Origin of the sequence: Flavobacterium oncorhynchi, assembly GCF_002217355.1 — a bacterium.
GTDB lineage: Bacteria > Bacteroidota > Bacteroidia > Flavobacteriales > Flavobacteriaceae > Flavobacterium > Flavobacterium oncorhynchi.
In genome coordinates, this window is record NZ_MUHA01000028.1 from 1 (window position 1) to 19,522 (window position 19,522).

The 19,522-nt window shown below is 31.6% G+C and carries 16 protein-coding genes; 9 read left to right on the plus strand and 7 right to left on the minus strand.

Annotated features, from left to right (window positions below; genetic code table 11):
* The 3 genes from B0A75_RS17755 to B0A75_RS17770 all read left to right on the plus strand — a co-directional run.
* The coding region (locus B0A75_RS17755) for an OmpA family protein (RefSeq protein WP_208861283.1) at window positions 1–793 on the plus strand (793 nt) is incomplete at its 5' end.
* Window positions 794–975: 182 nt separating this feature from the next.
* Entirely contained in the window at window positions 976–4,857 is a 3,882-nt protein-coding gene (locus B0A75_RS17760) for a hybrid sensor histidine kinase/response regulator transcription factor (RefSeq protein ID WP_165765139.1), read from the plus strand.
* Window positions 4,858–5,420: 563 nt separating this feature from the next.
* Window positions 5,421–5,987, plus strand: coding sequence for an RNA polymerase sigma factor (locus tag B0A75_RS17770; RefSeq protein WP_089055613.1), 567 nt, complete (start codon window positions 5,421–5,423; stop codon window positions 5,985–5,987).
* A gap of 175 nt (window positions 5,988–6,162) precedes the next feature.
* On the opposite strand, the gene B0A75_RS17775 is transcribed toward B0A75_RS17770, so the two are convergent.
* Together B0A75_RS17775 and B0A75_RS17780 are read right to left on the minus strand one after the other, a co-directional pair.
* Entirely contained in the window at window positions 6,163–6,372 is a 210-nt protein-coding gene (locus B0A75_RS17775) for a hypothetical protein (RefSeq protein ID WP_089055614.1), read from the minus strand.
* 340 nt (window positions 6,373–6,712) lie between these two features.
* A complete protein-coding gene (locus tag B0A75_RS17780) occupies window positions 6,713–8,023 on the minus strand; it encodes a DUF389 domain-containing protein (RefSeq protein ID WP_206734762.1) in 1,311 nt (436 codons plus the stop codon).
* A 221-nt stretch (window positions 8,024–8,244) separates the two neighbouring features.
* On the opposite strand from B0A75_RS17780, the gene B0A75_RS17785 reads away from it, so the two are divergent.
* The 4 genes from B0A75_RS17785 to B0A75_RS17800 all read left to right on the plus strand — a co-directional run bounded on the left by B0A75_RS17785 (window position 8,245) and on the right by B0A75_RS17800 (window position 10,738).
* Entirely contained in the window at window positions 8,245–8,736 is a 492-nt protein-coding gene (locus B0A75_RS17785; RefSeq protein ID WP_089055615.1) for a GNAT family N-acetyltransferase, read from the plus strand.
* A 3-nt stretch (window positions 8,737–8,739) separates the two neighbouring features.
* Window positions 8,740–9,225, plus strand: a complete 486-nt coding sequence (locus tag B0A75_RS17790) for a MarR family winged helix-turn-helix transcriptional regulator (RefSeq protein WP_089055616.1) — start codon at window positions 8,740–8,742, stop codon at window positions 9,223–9,225.
* Between the two features lie 324 nt (window positions 9,226–9,549).
* Window positions 9,550–10,188, plus strand: coding sequence for a hypothetical protein (locus tag B0A75_RS17795; RefSeq protein ID WP_244284420.1), 639 nt, complete (start codon window positions 9,550–9,552; stop codon window positions 10,186–10,188).
* Window positions 10,189–10,291: 103 nt separating this feature from the next.
* Window positions 10,292–10,738, plus strand: coding sequence for a hypothetical protein (locus B0A75_RS17800; protein ID WP_089055617.1), 447 nt, complete (start codon window positions 10,292–10,294; stop codon window positions 10,736–10,738).
* 122 nt (window positions 10,739–10,860) lie between these two features.
* On the opposite strand, the gene B0A75_RS17805 is transcribed toward B0A75_RS17800, so the two are convergent.
* The 4 genes from B0A75_RS17805 to B0A75_RS17820 all read right to left on the minus strand — a co-directional run bounded on the left by B0A75_RS17805 (window position 10,861) and on the right by B0A75_RS17820 (window position 14,348).
* Window positions 10,861–11,331, minus strand: coding sequence for a heme-binding domain-containing protein (locus tag B0A75_RS17805; RefSeq protein ID WP_089055618.1), 471 nt, complete (start codon window positions 11,329–11,331; stop codon window positions 10,861–10,863).
* Window position 11,332: 1 nt separating this feature from the next.
* Window positions 11,333–11,902, minus strand: coding sequence for a DUF3347 domain-containing protein (locus B0A75_RS17810; RefSeq protein WP_089055619.1), 570 nt, complete (start codon window positions 11,900–11,902; stop codon window positions 11,333–11,335).
* Between the two features lie 297 nt (window positions 11,903–12,199).
* Entirely contained in the window at window positions 12,200–12,568 is a 369-nt protein-coding gene (locus B0A75_RS17815) for a hypothetical protein (RefSeq protein WP_123872396.1), read from the minus strand.
* 172 nt (window positions 12,569–12,740) lie between these two features.
* Complete coding sequence (locus tag B0A75_RS17820; protein ID WP_089055621.1) at window positions 12,741–14,348, minus strand: class I SAM-dependent methyltransferase; 1,608 nt, start codon at window positions 14,346–14,348, stop codon at window positions 12,741–12,743.
* A 196-nt stretch (window positions 14,349–14,544) separates the two neighbouring features.
* Here B0A75_RS17820 and B0A75_RS17825 point away from each other — a divergent pair, with 196 nt between their 5' ends.
* Together B0A75_RS17825 and B0A75_RS17830 are read left to right on the plus strand one after the other, a co-directional pair.
* Entirely contained in the window at window positions 14,545–16,023 is a 1,479-nt protein-coding gene (locus B0A75_RS17825; protein WP_089055622.1) for a DUF1254 domain-containing protein, read from the plus strand.
* Between the two features lie 40 nt (window positions 16,024–16,063).
* Window positions 16,064–16,873, plus strand: a complete 810-nt coding sequence (locus B0A75_RS17830; RefSeq protein WP_089055623.1) for a hypothetical protein — start codon at window positions 16,064–16,066, stop codon at window positions 16,871–16,873.
* Between the two features lie 161 nt (window positions 16,874–17,034).
* On the opposite strand, the gene B0A75_RS17835 is transcribed toward B0A75_RS17830, so the two are convergent.
* Window positions 17,035–19,209 carry a TonB-dependent receptor gene (locus B0A75_RS17835; RefSeq protein WP_089055624.1) on the minus strand — a complete coding sequence of 725 codons (2,175 nt, stop codon included), beginning with the start codon at window positions 19,207–19,209 and terminating at the stop codon, window positions 17,035–17,037.
* Window positions 19,210–19,522 lie beyond the last annotated feature (313 nt).

Below are 19,522 nucleotides of genomic sequence, written 5' to 3' on the forward strand. Positions count from 1 at the left end.
CAAATTGACCGGTTTTTCCAATGATATAACTTTTATAATGAACAGCAATACCAGAATAGGTTATTTTTCTTCAAATAGAGATAATGAACCCTATAATGACGATATCTACGAAGTACTGCAAAAACAAGACATAATTTCAAAATGCAGTCAGTTCTTAAAAGGAAATATCAAAGAGGCAAAAAACAGTCAACCTATTGCAGATATAGAAATTCTATTGTACGATCAAGATAACAAACTAATATCAACAACAAAATCTTTAAAAGATGGAAGTTATAGTTTTGATAAAGAACTTTTGTGTCAAAAAGTATATTCGATACGAATAGCAAAAAGTATTTACGCTCCAATAGACTTGATTATCTCTACAGCAGGAATGACCCAAGATACTATTCATGCAGATGTATTATTAGAAAGAGAAACTTTAATTAAGAATACAGATTTAGCTCGAATAATGAAATTAAAGCCAATTAAATTTGAGTTCGACCAGTCTAAAATAGCGGCAGAATCTGAAAGTGAGTTAAATAAAGTTATTGAGGTCATGCAGTTGTTCCCAGACATAAAAATTGAAGTTCGTTCACATACTGATAATAGAGGTACTGCGGTATACAACAAAGCATTATCTGATAAAAGAGCCAAATCAACAATTAACTATATAATTGAGAAAGGTAAGATAGACTCCAATAGAATATCTGGAAAAGGTTATGGCGAAGCTGTCCCGCTATACGATTGCGACAAAATCTTATGTACGCCGGAACAACACCATGCCAATAGAAGAAGTGAATTTATTATCAGATAATCTAGTTTTCTTATTTCTTAGTTTCTAATAAATTACGCAAAAGAACAAAAGCTGTCTAGTAGACAGCTTTTGTTGTGTTTATCAACTAGTGGGAATTCTGTAAAATTTTCAGCAGTATTTGAATGTTAAAATCTACCTTATATCGTAACTTTATGTGCCCAAATCTTTATAATTATGGAAAAATGAAAAATAGCATACAACTCTTGCTTGCACTATTTTTTTCTTCTTCAATGCTCTTTTCACAAAATATTAGACACTTATCAGTAGACGAAGGACTTCCACAATCTTTTGTATCAGGCATAGTAGAAAATAAAGATGGTTTTATATGGTTGAGTACCAGAAATGGGCTTGCAAGATTTGACGGGCATAATTTCAAAATTTTTCAGCACATTCATAACAATAAAAATTCACTTACCTCAAATTTAATTGAGCAAATTAAAGAGAGTGACAGTAATACTTTGTGGATAAAATACGAATCAGGAGAACTGGATAAATTTAATTATAATACCGAAAAAGCAAATCCAGTTATCACTCAGTCATTCTTAGAAAAAAACAATATAACAATAAGCAGAAGAGTCTGGTTTGTAGACCACGAGAATATGCTCTGGTTCAGAACCAAAGACAACAATGTATTGTGTAAAATAGATTTAAGTGATAAGAAAAAGCTGGTAAATTATGGTTCCTACTTTAGTAAGTATGGTCCAATTTATAATATAATCGAAACTTATAAAAAAGAACTTTGGGTTTTAAGCCAAAAAGCGATCAGCAAGTTCGACAAGAAAAAGAATAAATTTATTCCCATAATAATACCGTATCAACTTTTTCCCGAAGGATTCAAAGATGATGGAATAGTTTTTAATGCCTTTACAGAAAGAAAAAATGGTGAACTAATGTGGGCCGATAATTCTTTTATTTATTTTTTTAATCCAATAAAAAAAGAATTTAGAAAAGTAAGCCTGCCTGTAAAATCATTATTTCCTGTAAGATATATAGATGCAGATACTGAAGGTAAAGAGTTTTTTATTTTAGAAAAAACAATCTATGAGTACTCTGATAAAAAAGGTATTATAAGCATGGCAACAATAAAAATGGATGCCAATGCTCAAGCCTTTTTAGTAGACAAATCAGGTCTTTTTTGGGTAGCAGGTGATGCAGATGGTGTTTATACTATTGATACAAGTATTGATTTCGCCAGTTTTGACTATAAAGAAGGTTTTATTGCAGATTTATTCAATCAATATTATCATATTCCTGCCTTACAGTTCTTTGATTGGAAATTTTCAAATGCACCTTTAACACCTTCGTATTATTTACGATCCGTAAAAATTAAAGATGGTGTTTGGATTGCACTTAATCGAACGGTTGCATTATTTGATAATTATGGCAGTGTCGTGACAAAACTTCCTCAACTGCCAAAAGTTCCAGAAACTCCCTTTGCACCTATAATCGGATTTTCTTTATATAATGATAACCCAATAGCACTTGATAGAGAAAATTCTATTTATTTTTTTAATAAAGAAAAAAATGAATGGGAATTTTTTATATCGCTAAATACCCTTTCTGTCCATCCAAAGAAAAAAATTGTCTGTAGAGGAATGCATGCCGATATGCAAGGTAACGCATTATGGATTACAACTGAATCACATGGATTAATTCGTATTGCAGTCGACACTAAAAAAGTTGAGCTTTATCAAAAGTCAGAAAAAGGTCTGCCTATTAATAATCTTATAAGTATAAGACCTGATTATAAACGTAAAGATGTATTATGGCTGGGAAGTTCAATAGGTTTGATTTCTTTCAATACTATTACTCGTAAAACAAAAGTTTTTTCAGTCGAAGAAGGTTTTCCTGATAACTTCATTTACTTGATTCTTCCAGATAAAATGGGGAATCTATGGCTGGGTACTAACAAAGGCTTAGTACGTTTTAACACAATAACGTATCGAACAAGAATTTTTACAAAATATCACGGATTAAATAATCTAGAATTTAATCATTATCATCAACTGCCGCTTCCGCACAACAAAATTGCATTTGGAGGGCTAAAAAGTGGAGTCGTTTTTAACCCTGTTAGTATTATGGAAGATACAGTATCTCCAGTAACAGTTGTAACAGATATTAAAATAAATAATGTATTTCTAAATGATCTGAGGCCAAGTTTGCAGCCTGCACACACATTAAAGGATCTGAAGTTGTCACATGAAGAAAACAACTTATTCTTTTCCTATGCTGCTCTGCAATTTGGGCAGCCGCTTGGTAATCAATATCGTTATCGCCTAAAAGGATATGATGACAGCTGGGTTACAGCAGGAATTAAACGAGAAGCCGTATTTACAAAAATTCCTCCAGGAAACTATACTTTTCAGGTAACAGCAACCAATACTTCTGGAAAATGGAGCAGTCATATAACCTCTTTACCTATAAGCATAACTCCTCCTTGGTGGTTTAGCAGATGGGCAATATTGTTTTACATTTTAATTTCAAGTGCAGGAGTACTGTGGTATTTTAGATTTAAAATACATCAAGCACTGATAAAAAAAGAAATTGAACTTAAAAGACATGAAGCAAGTGAGCTTCGAAAATTAAATGATGTAAAAATTCGTTTTTTTTCTAATATAGCACATGAACTTCGTACACCATTATCACTTATTCAGGGACCTGCGGAACAATTGCAGAAAAGTACAAAAGATAAAGACCGTTTATTAAAGATGATTACAAAAAATACCAGTAGTCTTATCAATCTAACCGATCAATTACTGGATATAGCTAAATTAGATGCAGGAGTTCTTAACCCCGAAATGATCTGGGGTGATGTTGTAATGGTAATCTCAAACATTATCAGTGCTTTTGAGCAAGATGCAGAAGAAAAGAATATTAAAATAATACTTGAAGCACCTGAAATAGCAGAGTTTTTGTTTTCTGTAAATACACTCGATCGTATACTTTATAATCTCATATCTAATGCATTAAAATTTACCGAAGCTGGAGGCACAATAAAAGTTTCACTCGTAAAGCTAACTATTGGACTAATGCTTAAAGTACAAGATAATGGTCGAGGAATGTCTGTTCAAGACAAAGAGAATATTTTTAAGAGATATTATCAAGGAACAAATAATAGTACTGAAAAAAAAGGAACTGGTATTGGATTATCACTTGTTTATGAACTTGTACAATTGCACAAAGGAACCATCAATGTAGAAAGTCGAACAGCATTTCCTTCAGGAACTACCTTTAGCGTTTGGCTTCCATTTTCAGTTCAAAGAATGCAGATTCAAATTGATGAAATTCCAACAGCAGCAATAGATGAAAAAAAATATACCATATTGGTTGTCGAAGATCATCTAGAACTCGCGCAGTTTATTGCGGATAATCTTAGAGAAATTTATAATGTAATTACAGCTAAAAATGGTGATGAGGGATTAGACATTTGTTTTGAAAAAATGCCTGATCTAATATTAAGTGATATTACTATGGAAGGTATGGATGGCTATAAATTTTGCAGAGCTGTAAAAAACAATATAACCATAAATCATATTCCAGTAATTTTACTAACCGCTAAAGCTGATATGGAAAGCAGATTGAAAGGTCTTGCAATTGGTGCCAACGATTATGTTACAAAACCTTTTAGCATTAATGAATTACGTCTTCGAATTAAAAATCAACTGGATCAACAGAAAAAATTACGAGATAATTATCATAACAGCCTGATAAAACCTTTAGAAAATAATACTAGAATCGAAAGTGAAAGCGATAAATTCTTGAATGAAATTTATAAAATTATAGATGCCAATCTTGATAATAATAATTTAAGTGTAGAAATGCTGGCCGAATCATTATTTATAAGCCGTGCCAATTTACAGCGAAAAGTCAAAATATTGTTTAATCTTTCGGCAGGTGAAATTATAAATAGTTACCGTATAACAAAGGCAGCAGAATTTCTTAAAAACGGTAATTCAATTTCAGATGTTGTGTATATGACAGGCTTCAATTCGCCGTCTTATTTTTCTAAAAGTTTTAAGGATTATTACAAAGTAACTCCAACTGAGTACGTTAAAAAATACTGATGAGACAATTTTGCAACTTTTTGGGATGATTTTGACAATCAAAATGTAATAAAAAAATGACTTTTGATATGACCAAACCTAATTTTAGCAACGAATCTATTTTTAACGAATTATTACTTAATCTGCTTTTTCTACACATTCCAAACCCGTACCAAACATTAGTTTCAAACGAACAATTGACTCTTAATAAAACATTAAATTTTAATGTTTTCAACCTAAGAAATTTCATAAAAGAAATTAAAATGAATTGACCGTTTTTGAAGGGAAATCTTTTGGATAGAATGGAATGTGAAAAAAAACAAAAAAAATCACAAAAAAAATGTGACGTAATTGCACTGTCGGTGTCTTAATAGAAGAGATGGTTTCCTTTAAGAATTAATATGTATTTGGGGGTACTCTATAATTTTTATAATCATCTCGGTAAATTTGGAAGAACGGTGCCTTGGAATGATAATCCAGGGCATCTTTTTTAAAATTGTTAACGATTACAATTAAGTGTATAATACTTTAAAAAATAATTTTATTGCTTCTAAGGTTTTTAATTGTTTTAAATATTGACAAATATGCCAATTGATAAAAAAATATTGAAAATCTCTGACGAAGAGCTTGTTTTACAGATAGCGGAAAGCAATAATTCTGACCTATTTGAAATTATATACGATAGATATGCCAATTTGGTATATCATAAATGCCTTAGTTTTGTTAAATCAAAATCCGAAGCACAGGATTTAGCACATGATATTTTCATTAAACTATTTGTTAGCTTAAAAACGTTTAATGGGAATTCAAAATTCTCGACCTGGATCTATTCTATTACATACAATTATTGCACAAACTATGTTACTAGAGACAAACAAAGCAAAAATATTCAAAGAGACGCCGATTTTGAAATGTTGGTAGACACCATCGATGATGATATCCTAGACGAAGACATTTTAAGCATGAATGCAAATAAACTAAATGTTGCACTTGATAAAATCGACACTAAAGAAAAAATGATTTTACTTATGAAATACCAAGATGAACTGTCAATAAAAGAAATAATGAAAGTTCTTTCGCTTGGTGAGAGTGCAGTGAAAATGAGAATACAAAGAGCTAAATTCAGTTTAATTGAAGCTTATCGAAACTAATTTTATTGACCTGAATAAATTCTGAAAAACAAAAAGCTTTAAGATAATCTCTTAAAGCTTTTGTTGAATTAATAATATTTATTGTTTCTTGTATAAGCTGATTGCAGTTATAAGAACATAAAGTTTTTAGCAGATAAAATTGCTTATCTAAATATTTATGGTAAGCACCTTCTTTTTACTTACTTGAATTTTGATCAAGATTTATTTTTGAAGAATCAATTTCTTTGGTATCCGCAATATCCGAAAAAATATCAGGGTATTTTACAAGAAATAAATCAGTAATATCATCGGAACTCTTAAGACGGGCAATATCTGCCATAACCCTTTTTTTAATTTCATCGGGTAATTTTTCATCATTTAGTATTTCCTTGAAAGGATTATTCATATGCACAACAATAATAATATTTAAACATCTTAAATTTTAAGACATTTTGTTAGATCTATGGCCTAATATATTGAAGACCAAAATAATGTTTTTTTGTCTTGAACAAAAATATACTAGACGTATTGATAGAAAAAACAGCTTAAATGCACTTTACTCTAAGTGTCAAAACTAATTTTCTCACAATTAAATTGAAGCTAGTTAAATTTAGACACAAAAAAATATATTAAGTCACAATTAAATATTATTTTTTTTCTATAATAAAGGTCAATCTTTAAAGTAGGAATAAAAAATATTCCTTTTAGGTTTGCAAAAATTGTAAACTTAGAAAAATATATAGCTTCTACTGCTTCTTAAAAATTTCTACATCCTTAACAGCAAGTCTTACACTAAGCCAATCTTTAAATTTCTTTTGATCATTTTCATTAAAAGTCCCTTTACCGTCATAGATTACAGCAGTAATCGCATAGGTGCTGTCACTTTCAGTAACGAAGTTTGTTTTTGTAACAGATAAAGAAGAGATAGCAGGAAACAAAGTTTTAGTCTCCTTTAAAAGTTGCTCGTTATCAAATTTATTTTTAGCAAGTTCCTTTTCGAGATGCAAAAGCTTTAAATCTTTCGCATCCATTTCGTTTTCACTGCTTTTAATTTTATTTAAAAGATCATTTTTCAAAGGGTTCTGTTTATCATCGCTGTCTTGTCTAATAAGAAGTTCAGTTCCCTTTAAATATTTATTTCTGTTAAGTTTAGTTTTAAGTTCTTTTATTTCTTGCGCATCAAATTTTTTAGAAAGAAAAGCCAATTCAATTTTTTTCTTCTGCGGATTAAACTCCGTTTTTTTATACACCACAGTATATCCCTTACTGCTAAATTCATCATCAAGAAAAAGATCTACATTTTTTTTAAACTGCTGTTCAACATATAATGAAAATGCAAGATAACTGCTAGGGATCAACATACTCGTAGTAACCACAACGATAATAAGTTTTACTCTTTTTTGCTGTTTTTCATCAATTTGTTTAACTGGTGGATAATTCAAATATTTTATGATTAAAAAAGTAGCAATGCCAATAAAAACACAGTTTATAATATACAAATAAAATGCTCCTAGAAAAAATGTCCACTGCCCAGTTGCCAATCCATAACCTGCAGTACACAAAGGCGGCATTAATGCTGTTGCGATTGCAACTCCTGGAACAGGATTTCCTTTTTCAGTTCTTGTAATTGCAATAACTCCCACAATACCACCAAAAAAGGCAATAAGAATATCATAAATATTAGGAGAAGTTCGTGCTAACAATTCGGATTGGACATCTTTAAAAGGACTTAAGTAAAAATAAAGTGTTGAAACGGCTAAACTTACAAAAGTAGCATTTAGAAGATTTCGTAATGATTTTTTTAAAAGTGCAAAATCATAAATACCCAATGCAAAACCAGCTCCAACAATAGGCCCCATTAATGGAGAAATAAGCATGGCACCAATAATTACTGCGGTCGAATTTACATTTAACCCAACCGAAGCAACCATAATTGCGCACGCCAAGATCCATAAATTTGCCCCTTTAAATTCAATGTCTTTCTTTACCTGTTCAAGAGTTAAAGCTCTGTCATTTTCGCCTTCACGTAAATTTAAAATATCTATAATCTGCTTCATATTTTCCCTGAGATTTAATTGAACTTAAAGTCACTTTATTTACTAATTTAAAACAATTTAAGGGATAAAGCACTAGAAAAGGTGTTATTTATTCTCGTCCTTCTTTTTTAATATTAAATAACAAAGACATTAAAAACAATCAAAAATAAATCATAAAATTTCGAATTTGTTTTTATTTATGTATTTAACTACGTAGTTTTGCATTATAAAATTTATACTATATGAAACTTGTTATTAAACCTGTCGATAATCAATATTCGAACGCCATTGTAGATTTGATATTAAACATTCAGCAAAATGAGTTTAACGTTGCAATTACAATTGAAGATCAGCCAGATTTGCTAAACATAACTAATTTTTATCATGCAGGAGGCGGAAGCTTTTGGGGGTGTTTTATTAATGATGAATTAGTTGGAACCATTGCTTTAATTAAGTTTGAATCGAATACAGGAGCTATTAGAAAAATGTTTGTTAAGAAAGAATTTAGAGGAAAAGAATTTTCAATTGCTCAAAAATTATTAGAAACTTTAATCGAATATTGTCAGCAGAATAAAATTGATGATCTATATTTAGGAACAGTTTCAATATTAGAAGCGGCATTACGTTTTTACGAAAAGAATAATTTTGTGCGAATCGATAAAGGAGAGCTTCCAAAAACATTTCCATTAATGGCTCCAGATAATGTTTTCTGCCATTTAAACTTAAAGAAATAAAAGATGAATATTATAGACGAATCAGGGATTTTGGCTCTTTCAACACGATTGCAGCGACTTAGCGAGCAATTGCGAAAAGACGGTGCATTGTTTTATAAAGCATATGGAATTGATTTTGAGCCAAAATGGTTTCCGGTAATTTATACTTTATATCATAAAGGAGTTTTGAGTGTAGTGGAAGTGGCCAATGAAATTGGGTACACACATCCATCAACCATAAGTTTGCTTAAAGAACTGGAAAAACAAAAACTGATTCGCTCTAAAAAAGATAAAATCGACGAGCGTAAAAGACTCATTCAGCTTACTTCAAAAGGGCAGGAGCTGATAGAGCAGATGAAACCTGTATGGGAGATTATGAAAAATGTACTTACAGAAATTACCGATAATCAGAATAATTTATTTAAGGCGATCAATGAAGCCGAAAATAAGATATTACATCAAAGCTTTCTTCAAAGAGCATTGCAGTTAAAAAGTGAAGAAGAAAAGTAATAAAAAAGCGATCTTTTTTAGATCGCTTTTTTGTTTCAAGTAGTCAGCTTGATAAACGATAATTCAAGAATGATAAAGCCAACATGCTCCAAAAACTACTTCATTTGAATTTACTGCATTCCTAAATGCCGTGTATTAAATGTACGATAAAAATTACAGATCGGTTTTGTGTTCTCTCATAAAATTTTGTAAAATTTTTAGGTCAATTATGATTTTCGAAAAAAGTTAAGAAGTAATGAAAACAATTACGAGTTGATTTTTATAGATTTGTATAATCTGAATATTTCCAAGAGATCAATTGGAAAATAATTACAAAATCTAATAATGATAAAATCGGTTACTTCAATATATTTATTTTTAATGTTTATAGGCTCAAGTGCATACTCACAATTGAGTTCAGATAAAATATTTGAAAGTTTTAAACAGGGCGAACGTACCAATTGCTCCTCAATTGCATTCATCAAAGCATCTTTAAATGTTTACGGATTAGATAATCTTTTTGTAACTGAAAAGATAAACGACAGTTTGTTTAAAATTACCTTAAAGAATAATGCATCATTTAATTTGAATAGTGATGAAATTAACAAAGCCAAAATTTCTGCTGGTTTTGTATATATAAAAGACAATTGCGAAAGTGAAAAAATCACAGATTATGCCATACTTACCTATGCTGTAATGGCAAAATACAAACAAATCATCGACAAAGACGCTGTATTTGATAAAGCATTAGAAGATTTGGAAGACGGTACTATTTATACTCCAACTATTTATAAGTATTTAGGATTTACGGTTGGTAAACAAATACAAAAATTAAAGCGGCAATCTGGAAGCGAATTCTGTGGAGTTGTCGCATGGTCAAAAGCGCATGCCGTTTTTGTTTGTGAAGAATTTATGGACTATTATGGCACTAGAAAAAGCATTTGGATAAAGTATCCAGGACGTTTTAGAATAATCAAAACGTAGAAGTTATGATATTCTAGACATAAAAAAGAAATTATTAAGTTGTAATTTAAGTTAATTTATATATTTTTGTTTTTAAGAACAACACCCAAATCCTATTATTAAAATGAAGAGTAAGATTATTTTACTAAGTTTCCTTTTCTTCTTGACAACTGGCGCTGTATCAGCTCAGGCAAAAAACGCTCCAAGAAGTATTATCAGTACAACAGCTATAATCCGTAAATACCACGATCAAAAAGAATTGAGCGGTATGCAAAAAGGTGAGCTTTTAGAATTGTACATTGAGCGTATTAAAGTATTAGTAAAAACACTTCCTTATATTGCTTTGGTAACTAAACCAGGTGTTACAATGGCTGACTTAGGTATTCCAGACGATAGTGATCATAAAAAAATTCTTGATGGTCAAGCAGTAGGAACTACAAACTTCTTAGATACTACAGTAGAGTTTCAAAGAAAGATGATGCCTTACTCAGATAAAGGAAATCTTGTTGCTGCAATCTTGTTTTACGAAAGCACATTAAAATCATTACACGAGTTCAATGATTTGAACTAAAAGTAATTTAATAAAATATAAAAGCTCCAAAGTCATTTGATTTTGGAGCTTTTTTTTTATAAAGAATTAAATAAGCTGTTGAATACTTGAACTATAATAGTCATTCAATTATTACCATTATTTTAATTGCTTTTTGCAATACTGTCATTTAAGCTTTCAAGCCACGTAGTTATCAATTTCTTTTGCGTTGAATCCAGTATAGCATCTCTATGAATTAAAGTATAAGAACTTAAAGGCATTTTGTTATCCTTTATTTGCTTAATGATTCGGTTCAATTTAGTTCCTTGTTTTCTTTTGGAATAACTTCCCCATTCACTAAAATTTAAATCATCTTTTCCTTCAGAAATGTGACTGTCCATAAAGGAACGCATGGGTTGTATGTTAGAATACCAAGGATAACGTGTGTTATTACTATGGCAATCGTAACAAGAAGTTTGCAAAATTGTTTCGATATTTTGAGGAACAGGATAGATTTTAGAAAAATGGATTGGTAAAACCTGCCCGTAATCAGAATTACGAGCGGGCTGATAAAATTGAATGAGTACAATAATAATTGCACCAATAAAAATTATCTTTTTAATGAAAGGTTTCATTTTAAAGTGTTTTCTTAATTGATCCACAGTTACTCATTTTCGAACCGTAATAAGGATTTTTAATTTCCTTAGTTTCACTAATCCATATTGCGCCTTTACCGTCGTTTGCCATTGGACAAAAATCTTGATACAACTTTTGATCTGTACCAAATTCCTGTATTAAATCGTTAATGTCTTTGCTCAGTAACACAAAATGCTCTCTTTGATGTTCTATATTTCCGTCATTGTCTCCAATATGTTCAGCGTGTTCTTTGGCAACATCGGCAATATCATTATACTTGATTTTTATTTTTTCATCTATCGCTGTAGAATTGACATTATTAAAAGCAGTAAGTAATTCTTTTCCCGCATTGGCGGCATTTTTTGAGTTGTCATTGACTAATGCATTTTTCAGATTCAGATAATTATTTGTAATCTCATTTATAGAAAAATTAGATTTATCAGTACTTTCTTTCGTATTTGATTGAGTTTGGATTTCTTTTGGATCTGGTGTTACAGCTTCTTTGTTTTTTTGATTACATGAAACCATTACAAATACTGTTGCTATAGTTGATAGAATTACATTTTTCATTTTTTCTAAGTTTTAGGTTGTTATTTTACTATTTTACTTTACCTCAGCTTTAGAATTGTACTAAGGATTTAGTTTTATTCTCTTTGTTTTGCTTTGTTTTTCCAATTTGCATAACAATGCTGATGAAAAAAGCATTATCGTCTTTCTTTTTTTAAGATTAGATTTTGTGCTTTTTTAAACAAGAACAAAATGGAACATTGTACAAGTACAATATTTTTGTAATTGATTAGGTTGGAAATAAATAACAGCAAAGAGTTTGCTTTAGAATTGACACACTTATGGCTGTCAATAAAGAATTTAGCTTATTTTAGGTATAAGCCAAAGAGAGTAGAAACCCGCAGAAGTAACGGTTTCTGAATTATAGAACTTTTCTTTTTCAGAATAAAAACGGAAAAAATTAGTATTGAATTGTGATTCATTAAAAAAAGTAATCCCTCCATTACACGCAAAAGTACAATTACACATCGAATGTTTGCATTTTCCGCTGCAGTCGTCATCATTTTTATCTTTTGAATGACTCATTTTAGCACAACAATTTTTCTTCTCAGTTTTAGAAGTGTTTTTTGTATAAGAATGGTTTACAGATGGTTTTTTACATGCAAAAGTCACCGTTGGCACTAAGAATAGGCCAAGAACAGCGATCAATATGATGTAAAATTTATTCATAAAGGATTTATAATAAATTTAAAGTTAAACATATTATTTTATTTTTGAAAGAATAGATCTAAAAAACTGCTTTTATCTGAATAAGCCTAAAGAGATTAAAAGGATAGAACAGATGATTTTTTGTTTCTTATAACATAAAGTAGTGTTTTCTTTTACTTAATTAAGTCATAGATTACTTTCCTTTCAATAAATTAATACTCACTGTTGCTATATCTGCTTCAGGAAATCGTTTAAAAGTGGATTGATCTGGAAATAAGCCTGCTTCACCAGCAATGGTATTAAAAACATCAATTTCAACAATGTATTGATCTGAAAATCCATGAGTAGCATCATAAGCCGTGGCAGGAGTTTTTCCTAAATTGGAGGCTGCAAGTTCTGGATTTATAGTATGTAATTCGATTAAAAGTAAACCAAACTTGCGAACATAAGGCGACCATTTTTGTAAATGCTCTAAAAGATTATCTTCTACGAGATTATTACTGATTCTTTTTCCTCTATAAGCAAATGCTCCAGTAGAAGAGCTGACTCTGTCTTTTTTGATATGTTCAGGATCTTTCCAAATTCGATTGTGGTCTAGAAAAGTTCTCACATTAAGTAAATCCTTTAAATCAATATTATAATTCTCCCTCAGATCATCCGAGAGCAAATCAGGACGTCCAATATCTCCCCAAATTACTTTTGCCCAAATATCAGCCTTTATTAAATTTGCTCTGGTTACTTTCAAAGCAGCCTGATTATAATCGGCTCCAACCAAAAACAACGGATATTCATCCAGCATTTTCCCTCTTAAAGTTTGTCTTTCGATTACTTCAAAAATATGCTGTAAAAAAGCACCATTTCCGCAGCCCATATCCAAAATTCCTTTTGGCTGTTCTTCAATTGGAAGATTAAAAAGCTTAATAATAATTTCGTCTACAACCTTAAAATAAGTATCATGTGCACCGCCGCTTCCCCAAACATTCATAACACGATCAACATGAATTTCATTTTCTCCATCAGCAGCCATTCGTAAAACATCTGGGTTGCCAAAAATTAGTTCTTCAATTTTAGCAAATGTTGGCAGATAAGAAACCGTAACGCCATAAGCACTGGCTCTTTTGGCAAAAAACAAACCGTCTTCGGTAAACTGATAGTTGCCGTTTTTTTCTAAAAACCATCCAAGATGCGCAAAAAAATCTAATATTTTTTTAAAATTTTCTGGCGATTTATGAAACTCTTCCGGTTTGAAAGAAGTTTCCATAAAATATTTATGAAACATCCCGTTCATTGCCAAACGAACTATTGTAGGGCCTATCAAATGCCCTTCAATATGTTTTAAAATCTGATCCTGAATACTGTTTGTCAAGAGATCATCAGACTGTTCTATGTAGTATTTTACTTTATACTTTTCAAAAATAGTATTGAGTTTTTCAAATGGAACATCTTCAAAAAGACGAGGATGAAACTGAACAGACAATTGAAGCAAATCAACAACATCTTGATAGAGATAAAACAATGAAAAAGCAATTTCTGTTTTCTCGTTTACCGAAATCGTAATTCCTTGTTTTTGATTGTCAACCGTATAATTTACAAAACCTTGAGAGGCCAAAATTCTTAAACCTACATTCAGGTAACCTTCATTTGCTTTAAAAACGGAGGCAAGTTCTGATAATTGCACTTGTTTTTTGTTTAAGATAAATTCTAAAACGGCATTATTTTTAAATGCTATTGCTACAGGAGCAACAGCCAAACCATCTAAATGTCTGAAAATAGAGCTGCGAAGTTGTGATTTATCAGTCATAGCAAAAGAATGAAAGTTTATTAAAAATAGTGATTTTTTTAATTAAAATTAAGGTAATGCCAATTGAAAATTTATTTTGACACATCAATTTGGTAGCATATTATAATTTGAAACCAAAATAAGATTTAATGAAACTGGCTAGATATTAAGTTGTTATAAATTTGATTTGAATTTAACAACCTAAATAAATCGATTTATGAAAAAAATATTTCCCTCCCTGTTTTTAGTGCTATTCATTTATAGTTGTAAAAATGAAACAGAAATTGCAAAAGGAACTGCTGATTCTACTGATGCAAGTTCAGATTATGAATTTGTAGGCGGTTATCCAACTGAAGCAACTATCAAAAAAGCTTACGATGATGCGGATTTGGCGCGTGCTGTACAAGCCTATAAATTTTTCTATCCTACCGTTTCAGGAGAAGGCTTAGTTAAAGGAAATGATAGTATTAATATTGTTCCAAACAAATCATTTGGAACTTTAGATACAAAACCAAAACAAATTGGTTTTACGCTGAATTCAGATACACCTTACGGGCCAATTCCCATTGATTTATCAAAAGGGCCAATGATTATAGATATTCCAAAGGGACCGCTTATTGTAGTTGCAATGGATGTAAATCAACGTTGGGTTGCTGACATGGGAATTCCGGGTCCTGATGCCGGAAATGGCGGGAAACATTTGCTTTTACCTCCAGGATATAAAGGTGCAATTCCTTCTTCTGGTTTTCATACATGGAAATCTTCATCAAATAATTTAACAGTTGGTATACGCTCACTTCCTGTTGGAGGAGATGTAAATGCCGCTATAGAACGTATTAAAACAGTAAAAGTTTATCCGTTAAATAAACCATCAGACTGGAAAGAACCACAATGGCTTGATCTTACCAATAAACCTCAGAATACAACACCAATTGGCTGGGAGAATAATATAAAATACTGGGAGAATTTAAATGACGTTATTCAAAGAGAACCTGCTTACGAAGGTTATAGAAATTACTATGGTGAACTTTCTATACTAGGCATCAAAAAAGGACAGCCTTTTAAACCCGATGCGAGACTTAAAGCTATACTAGAAAAAGCGGCTAAAATTGCAAATGCGCAAATGCGTGTTCAATCATTTGCAGATCGTCGTTCTGATCGTATTGTTTGGAAAGATCGTCAGTGGGAGTGGGTTGCACTTCGATTTGAAGACGGAGATTTTAATACGCCAAATTATGTAGATCTTGATGGAAGAGAAACTTGGTTTTATCAAGCAATTGGAGCTTCGCCATCGATGTTTAGAAGAAAAGAAGGAGGTGGTTCATTATATTGGCTTGGACTTAAGGATAATGCGGGCAAATATGTTGATGGCGGAAAAACCTATAAATTAACAATACCTACACCAGTTCCTGCAAAATTATTTTGGTCAGTAACTATTTATGATGCGCTAACAAGAAGCCAAGTTGATACAGATCAAAACAAAGCGGCATTACGTTCTTTATTTGAACTGAAAGACAAAATAAACGGTAAAAGCATCGATTTATATTTTGGGCCCAAAGCTCCAGCTGGCAAAGACGGGCAATGGATAAAAACACTGCCAAATAGGGGATGGTTTGCTTATATTCGAATTTATGGACCAGAAGCAAATGCTTTTAATGGAAGCTGGCAGCCTGGTGATTTTGAAGAGGTTAAGTAAACGACGTTTTTAGGTAAACATAGAAGTAAACATAAATGCAATGAATTTTAAATCTAATATTTTAATTGTTTTATTTATCTGTTTTTGCTTACCAATTTTCAGTCAGTCTAATGAGAGTGAAAAAACTTCAGTAGAAGAAATGAGCAAAAAAAGACAAGATCCTGTAAGTGGTCTGCGCAGTGTTTTTTTACAAGAAGTTTTATTGCCGATAGCGGATGGTACAGCAAGTTCCTTTTCGATACAACCTGTTTATCCTTTTAAATTGGCAGGTAATTTAAAGTTGATAACCTATACTATTATTCCTTTTCAAACTGTACCACCGCTTTTTGACGGTGGTACAAATGAAGGAGGCATGGGAAATATTTTGTTTAATGGATATTTTTCAAGCATTCAAAAGAAAGGTAAACTGAGTTGGGGTATTGGGCCCGCCATGCAGATTCCTACTAGAACAAACGCTGCATTAGGAAGCAATCGTTTAAGTTTAGGACCTTCGGTTTTATTATATATGGCTGGAGATAAATTTTCAAGTGGCATTGTTTTACAAAATTACTGGTCTCTAGGCGGTGATGGTGTAAATAAAGTCAATTCAGGAAGTATTCAGTACATTGCTTATTACAATTTTCCAAAAGGATGGTTTGCTGAAAGTAATGCGACTATTGTGGTAAATTGGCTGGCATCAAACGGAAATCAATGGTTGGTTCCTATTGGCGGAGGACCTGGAAAAACATTTCAAATAGGTACAAAAAGCAAACTGTTTTACTCTGCTGCAGCTCAAGCGTTTTATAATGTAGAGCGTCCAGATTTAATTGGAAATTGGCAGGCGATACTTCAGTTTCAGGTTATTTTTTAATTCAAACAGTACTTAGAGTACTTTGTAAGGAGCAGCATTTTAATTTTTAATTGTTCCTTAAAATTGAGAGCCTTCAAAATCAAATGATTTTGAAGGCTCTTTTTGTGTTTGGAAAAATCTGTTCTAAATCTTATTATAGCGCATTATTGTTGGTTATATTATTAAAATGCCTGCGTAAAACTAACCGTCAAACGAGTACCATTTTCTTTAACATAATTCATATTGCTTGACTGCCATTGAGAGATAACAGAATAATAATCTTTGTTAAACAGATTTTCAACACCTAAACGAATAGTGCTTTTTTCTCTGAAAGTATAGCTTGAAGAAAGATTAAAAGCTGTGAACGATTTTATAGGACCAGTTCCGTAAGTATAGGCACCATTTACAGGTTCAAAACGATCTCTTCCTGGTGTATTTATCATTTGTAAATAGATCGACCAAGCTTCTAAAGGTCTGATAACAGTAAAGGCAGTAATTTTTGGCGGATTTATACGATCACCTCCTAAATACACTTTTTTGTCTGTAAGTTCTCTTTTTCCTTCAGTAAAAGAATAATTAGCGCCAATATCAATTTTAGAGTGAAGACGATATTTTGCCGACAGTTCAAAACCATAAATTTTCTCAGGCGAGCGCGAAATCTGCGGATTACCATCAATGTATACGTATGAAGCTCCCAATTTAGAAGTACTGTAATACACAGCGGCATCATAAGAAAGTTTTGCCCAAGCTCCAGAGAAACCAAATTCGTAATTGTTTGCCGTAACCGCTTTTATCGAAGTATTGTTTACCGTATTTTCTTTAGCAGCACGCAATACTAAACCTAAATCAGCAACACTAAAACTTTGAGAAAAACTTACAAAAGGTTTAAACAATGACCATTTTGTATAACGAAGACCTGCATTAAACATAAGCGCATTAAAATCCAGTTCTCCGCCATTTACGGCAATTCCGCCGCCTACGTAAGTACCGTTTACATAATTACGAATACCGATAGTAGTATAATCTGGCACATCAATATTTACGTTTTCAAGTCTTAAACCCGTTTTTAAAACCAAATTTGGTCCAAACATATTTTTAAGCTGGAAGTAAGGTGCTATGTTATTCATCTTCATTTCAGGAATTACTAATCGTCCATCAGTAAGATGAGTATCAGTTATATCCGATAGAATATCTAAACCATAAGTTAAATTACCTGATATAAGAGAGCTGAATTCATATGGCGTATTTAAATTTAAACGAAAACCAAGTTTTTTGCTTTGAGTTGCAGGTTGTCCGTTGTTTTCAAAAAAATCACTGTAATTAATTAACGTAAGATAATCTTGAAAATAAAGAGAAGCGTTAACATCCGTTTTTCCAATGAAGTTTTTTCCAATATAACTTAAACTTGCATTATGATTATACGGCGTTCCTTCAGGTTCTCCCGGACGTTGTCCTTTTACACCAATTGTCGGTGAATCAAAATTGCCATAAACACCAGCTTTAGCAACGTAATCTGTATGCTGTGTACTCTCGAAATAATTGTACATTAACTCTAAACGATTATTGGCATTAAAATCATAACCGACTTTTGCAAAAGCATTCCAATTTTTAAGATCGTTCATTCCGTATTCAGGAGAAAGAACACGCCCTTTGGCATCACGATAAAGTCCAGTTTCTTCATAACGTCCACTCACCACATAATCGAACTTTTTTATTTTTCCAGTAAACAACTGCGACACAAAGAAACCCGCAGTTTCAGCAGGTTTAACTAGAGAAAAAGCTGTTCCAGCCTCTGTTGATCCGCTTATTGCTTTGTCTGGATTTGATTTTTTAGTAATATAATTTATCAAACCGCCATCGGCACCATTACCATAAATAGCAGTTGCGCCTTTAATAACTTCTACGCGATCTAGAACAGTAGGATCTAGTGAGCGCATATCTTTGGCACCATCTCTTAACGGTGTTGATTGCGGAATTCCATCAATCATAACCAAAACACGTCGACCGCGTAAGGTCTGACCCAAATTTTGAGTTCTATTAGTCGAAAATCCCAAACCTGGTACTGTTGCTCCTAATATGTCGCTAAGATTTGAGCTTATGCTTAATTGTTGTTGAATTTGTTTTTTTGATAACAATGTTACCGATGAAGGAACCTCATCTAGAATTTCAGCCTTTCGAGATGCAGAAACGACAATTTCTTGCAATTCGTTATCCGCTTTCGATTTATCGTTTAAGATACTGTCTTGACTTTTTGTGGTTTTGTCTTTTTCGTTGTTTGTATTGGTTTTAGAAATTTGTTGTGCAGAAAGTGTACTTATCGAAAAGAACACTAGTAGTAGAGTAGAAAATTTTATCATTGTTTATTTAGACTTAATTAAAACAAGTGCAAATATATGGAATGTAATAAGATCTAAAGCTTTATATCCGTATTGTTTCTCTGTAAATTAGCGTTATTGGCAGAAAAATTTTTGAAAAACTACTTGTTAGACGGATCTAGTTTTATTGCTTTATGGACTGTTTTTATTTTTTCTAAAACTTGCTTTCTTTTCTAAACGTTTTATTTAAGATATTTTCTAAGTTGAAGTTTTAATGTTAATATGTTAGTAAATAATGATTTATATCTGTTTTTTTAACAGAACAAAAAATAAAAATTTTCTACATTTGATAGGA

Excerpts from the sequence above, each read along its gene's own strand:
- B0A75_RS17760 (WP_165765139.1), top strand. The coding sequence starts at position 976 with ATGAAAAATAGCATACAACTCTTGCTTGCACTATTTTTTTCTTCTTCA.
- B0A75_RS17770 (WP_089055613.1), top strand. The coding sequence starts at position 5,421 with ATGCCAATTGATAAAAAAATATTGAAAATCTCTGACGAAGAGCTTGTT.
- B0A75_RS17775 (WP_089055614.1), bottom strand. The coding sequence starts at position 6,372 with ATGAATAATCCTTTCAAGGAAATACTAAATGATGAAAAATTACCCGAT.
- B0A75_RS17780 (WP_206734762.1), bottom strand. The coding sequence starts at position 8,023 with ATGAAGCAGATTATAGATATTTTAAATTTACGTGAAGGCGAAAATGAC.
- B0A75_RS17785 (WP_089055615.1), top strand. The coding sequence starts at position 8,245 with ATGAAACTTGTTATTAAACCTGTCGATAATCAATATTCGAACGCCATT.
- B0A75_RS17790 (WP_089055616.1), top strand. The coding sequence starts at position 8,740 with ATGAATATTATAGACGAATCAGGGATTTTGGCTCTTTCAACACGATTG.
- B0A75_RS17795 (WP_244284420.1), top strand. The coding sequence starts at position 9,550 with ATGATAAAATCGGTTACTTCAATATATTTATTTTTAATGTTTATAGGC.
- B0A75_RS17800 (WP_089055617.1), top strand. The coding sequence starts at position 10,292 with ATGAAGAGTAAGATTATTTTACTAAGTTTCCTTTTCTTCTTGACAACT.
- B0A75_RS17805 (WP_089055618.1), bottom strand. The coding sequence starts at position 11,331 with ATGAAACCTTTCATTAAAAAGATAATTTTTATTGGTGCAATTATTATT.
- B0A75_RS17810 (WP_089055619.1), bottom strand. The coding sequence starts at position 11,902 with ATGAAAAATGTAATTCTATCAACTATAGCAACAGTATTTGTAATGGTT.
- B0A75_RS17815 (WP_123872396.1), bottom strand. The coding sequence starts at position 12,568 with ATGAATAAATTTTACATCATATTGATCGCTGTTCTTGGCCTATTCTTA.
- B0A75_RS17820 (WP_089055621.1), bottom strand. The coding sequence starts at position 14,348 with ATGACTGATAAATCACAACTTCGCAGCTCTATTTTCAGACATTTAGAT.
- B0A75_RS17825 (WP_089055622.1), top strand. The coding sequence starts at position 14,545 with ATGAAAAAAATATTTCCCTCCCTGTTTTTAGTGCTATTCATTTATAGT.
- B0A75_RS17830 (WP_089055623.1), top strand. The coding sequence starts at position 16,064 with ATGAATTTTAAATCTAATATTTTAATTGTTTTATTTATCTGTTTTTGC.
- B0A75_RS17835 (WP_089055624.1), bottom strand. The coding sequence starts at position 19,209 with ATGATAAAATTTTCTACTCTACTACTAGTGTTCTTTTCGATAAGTACA.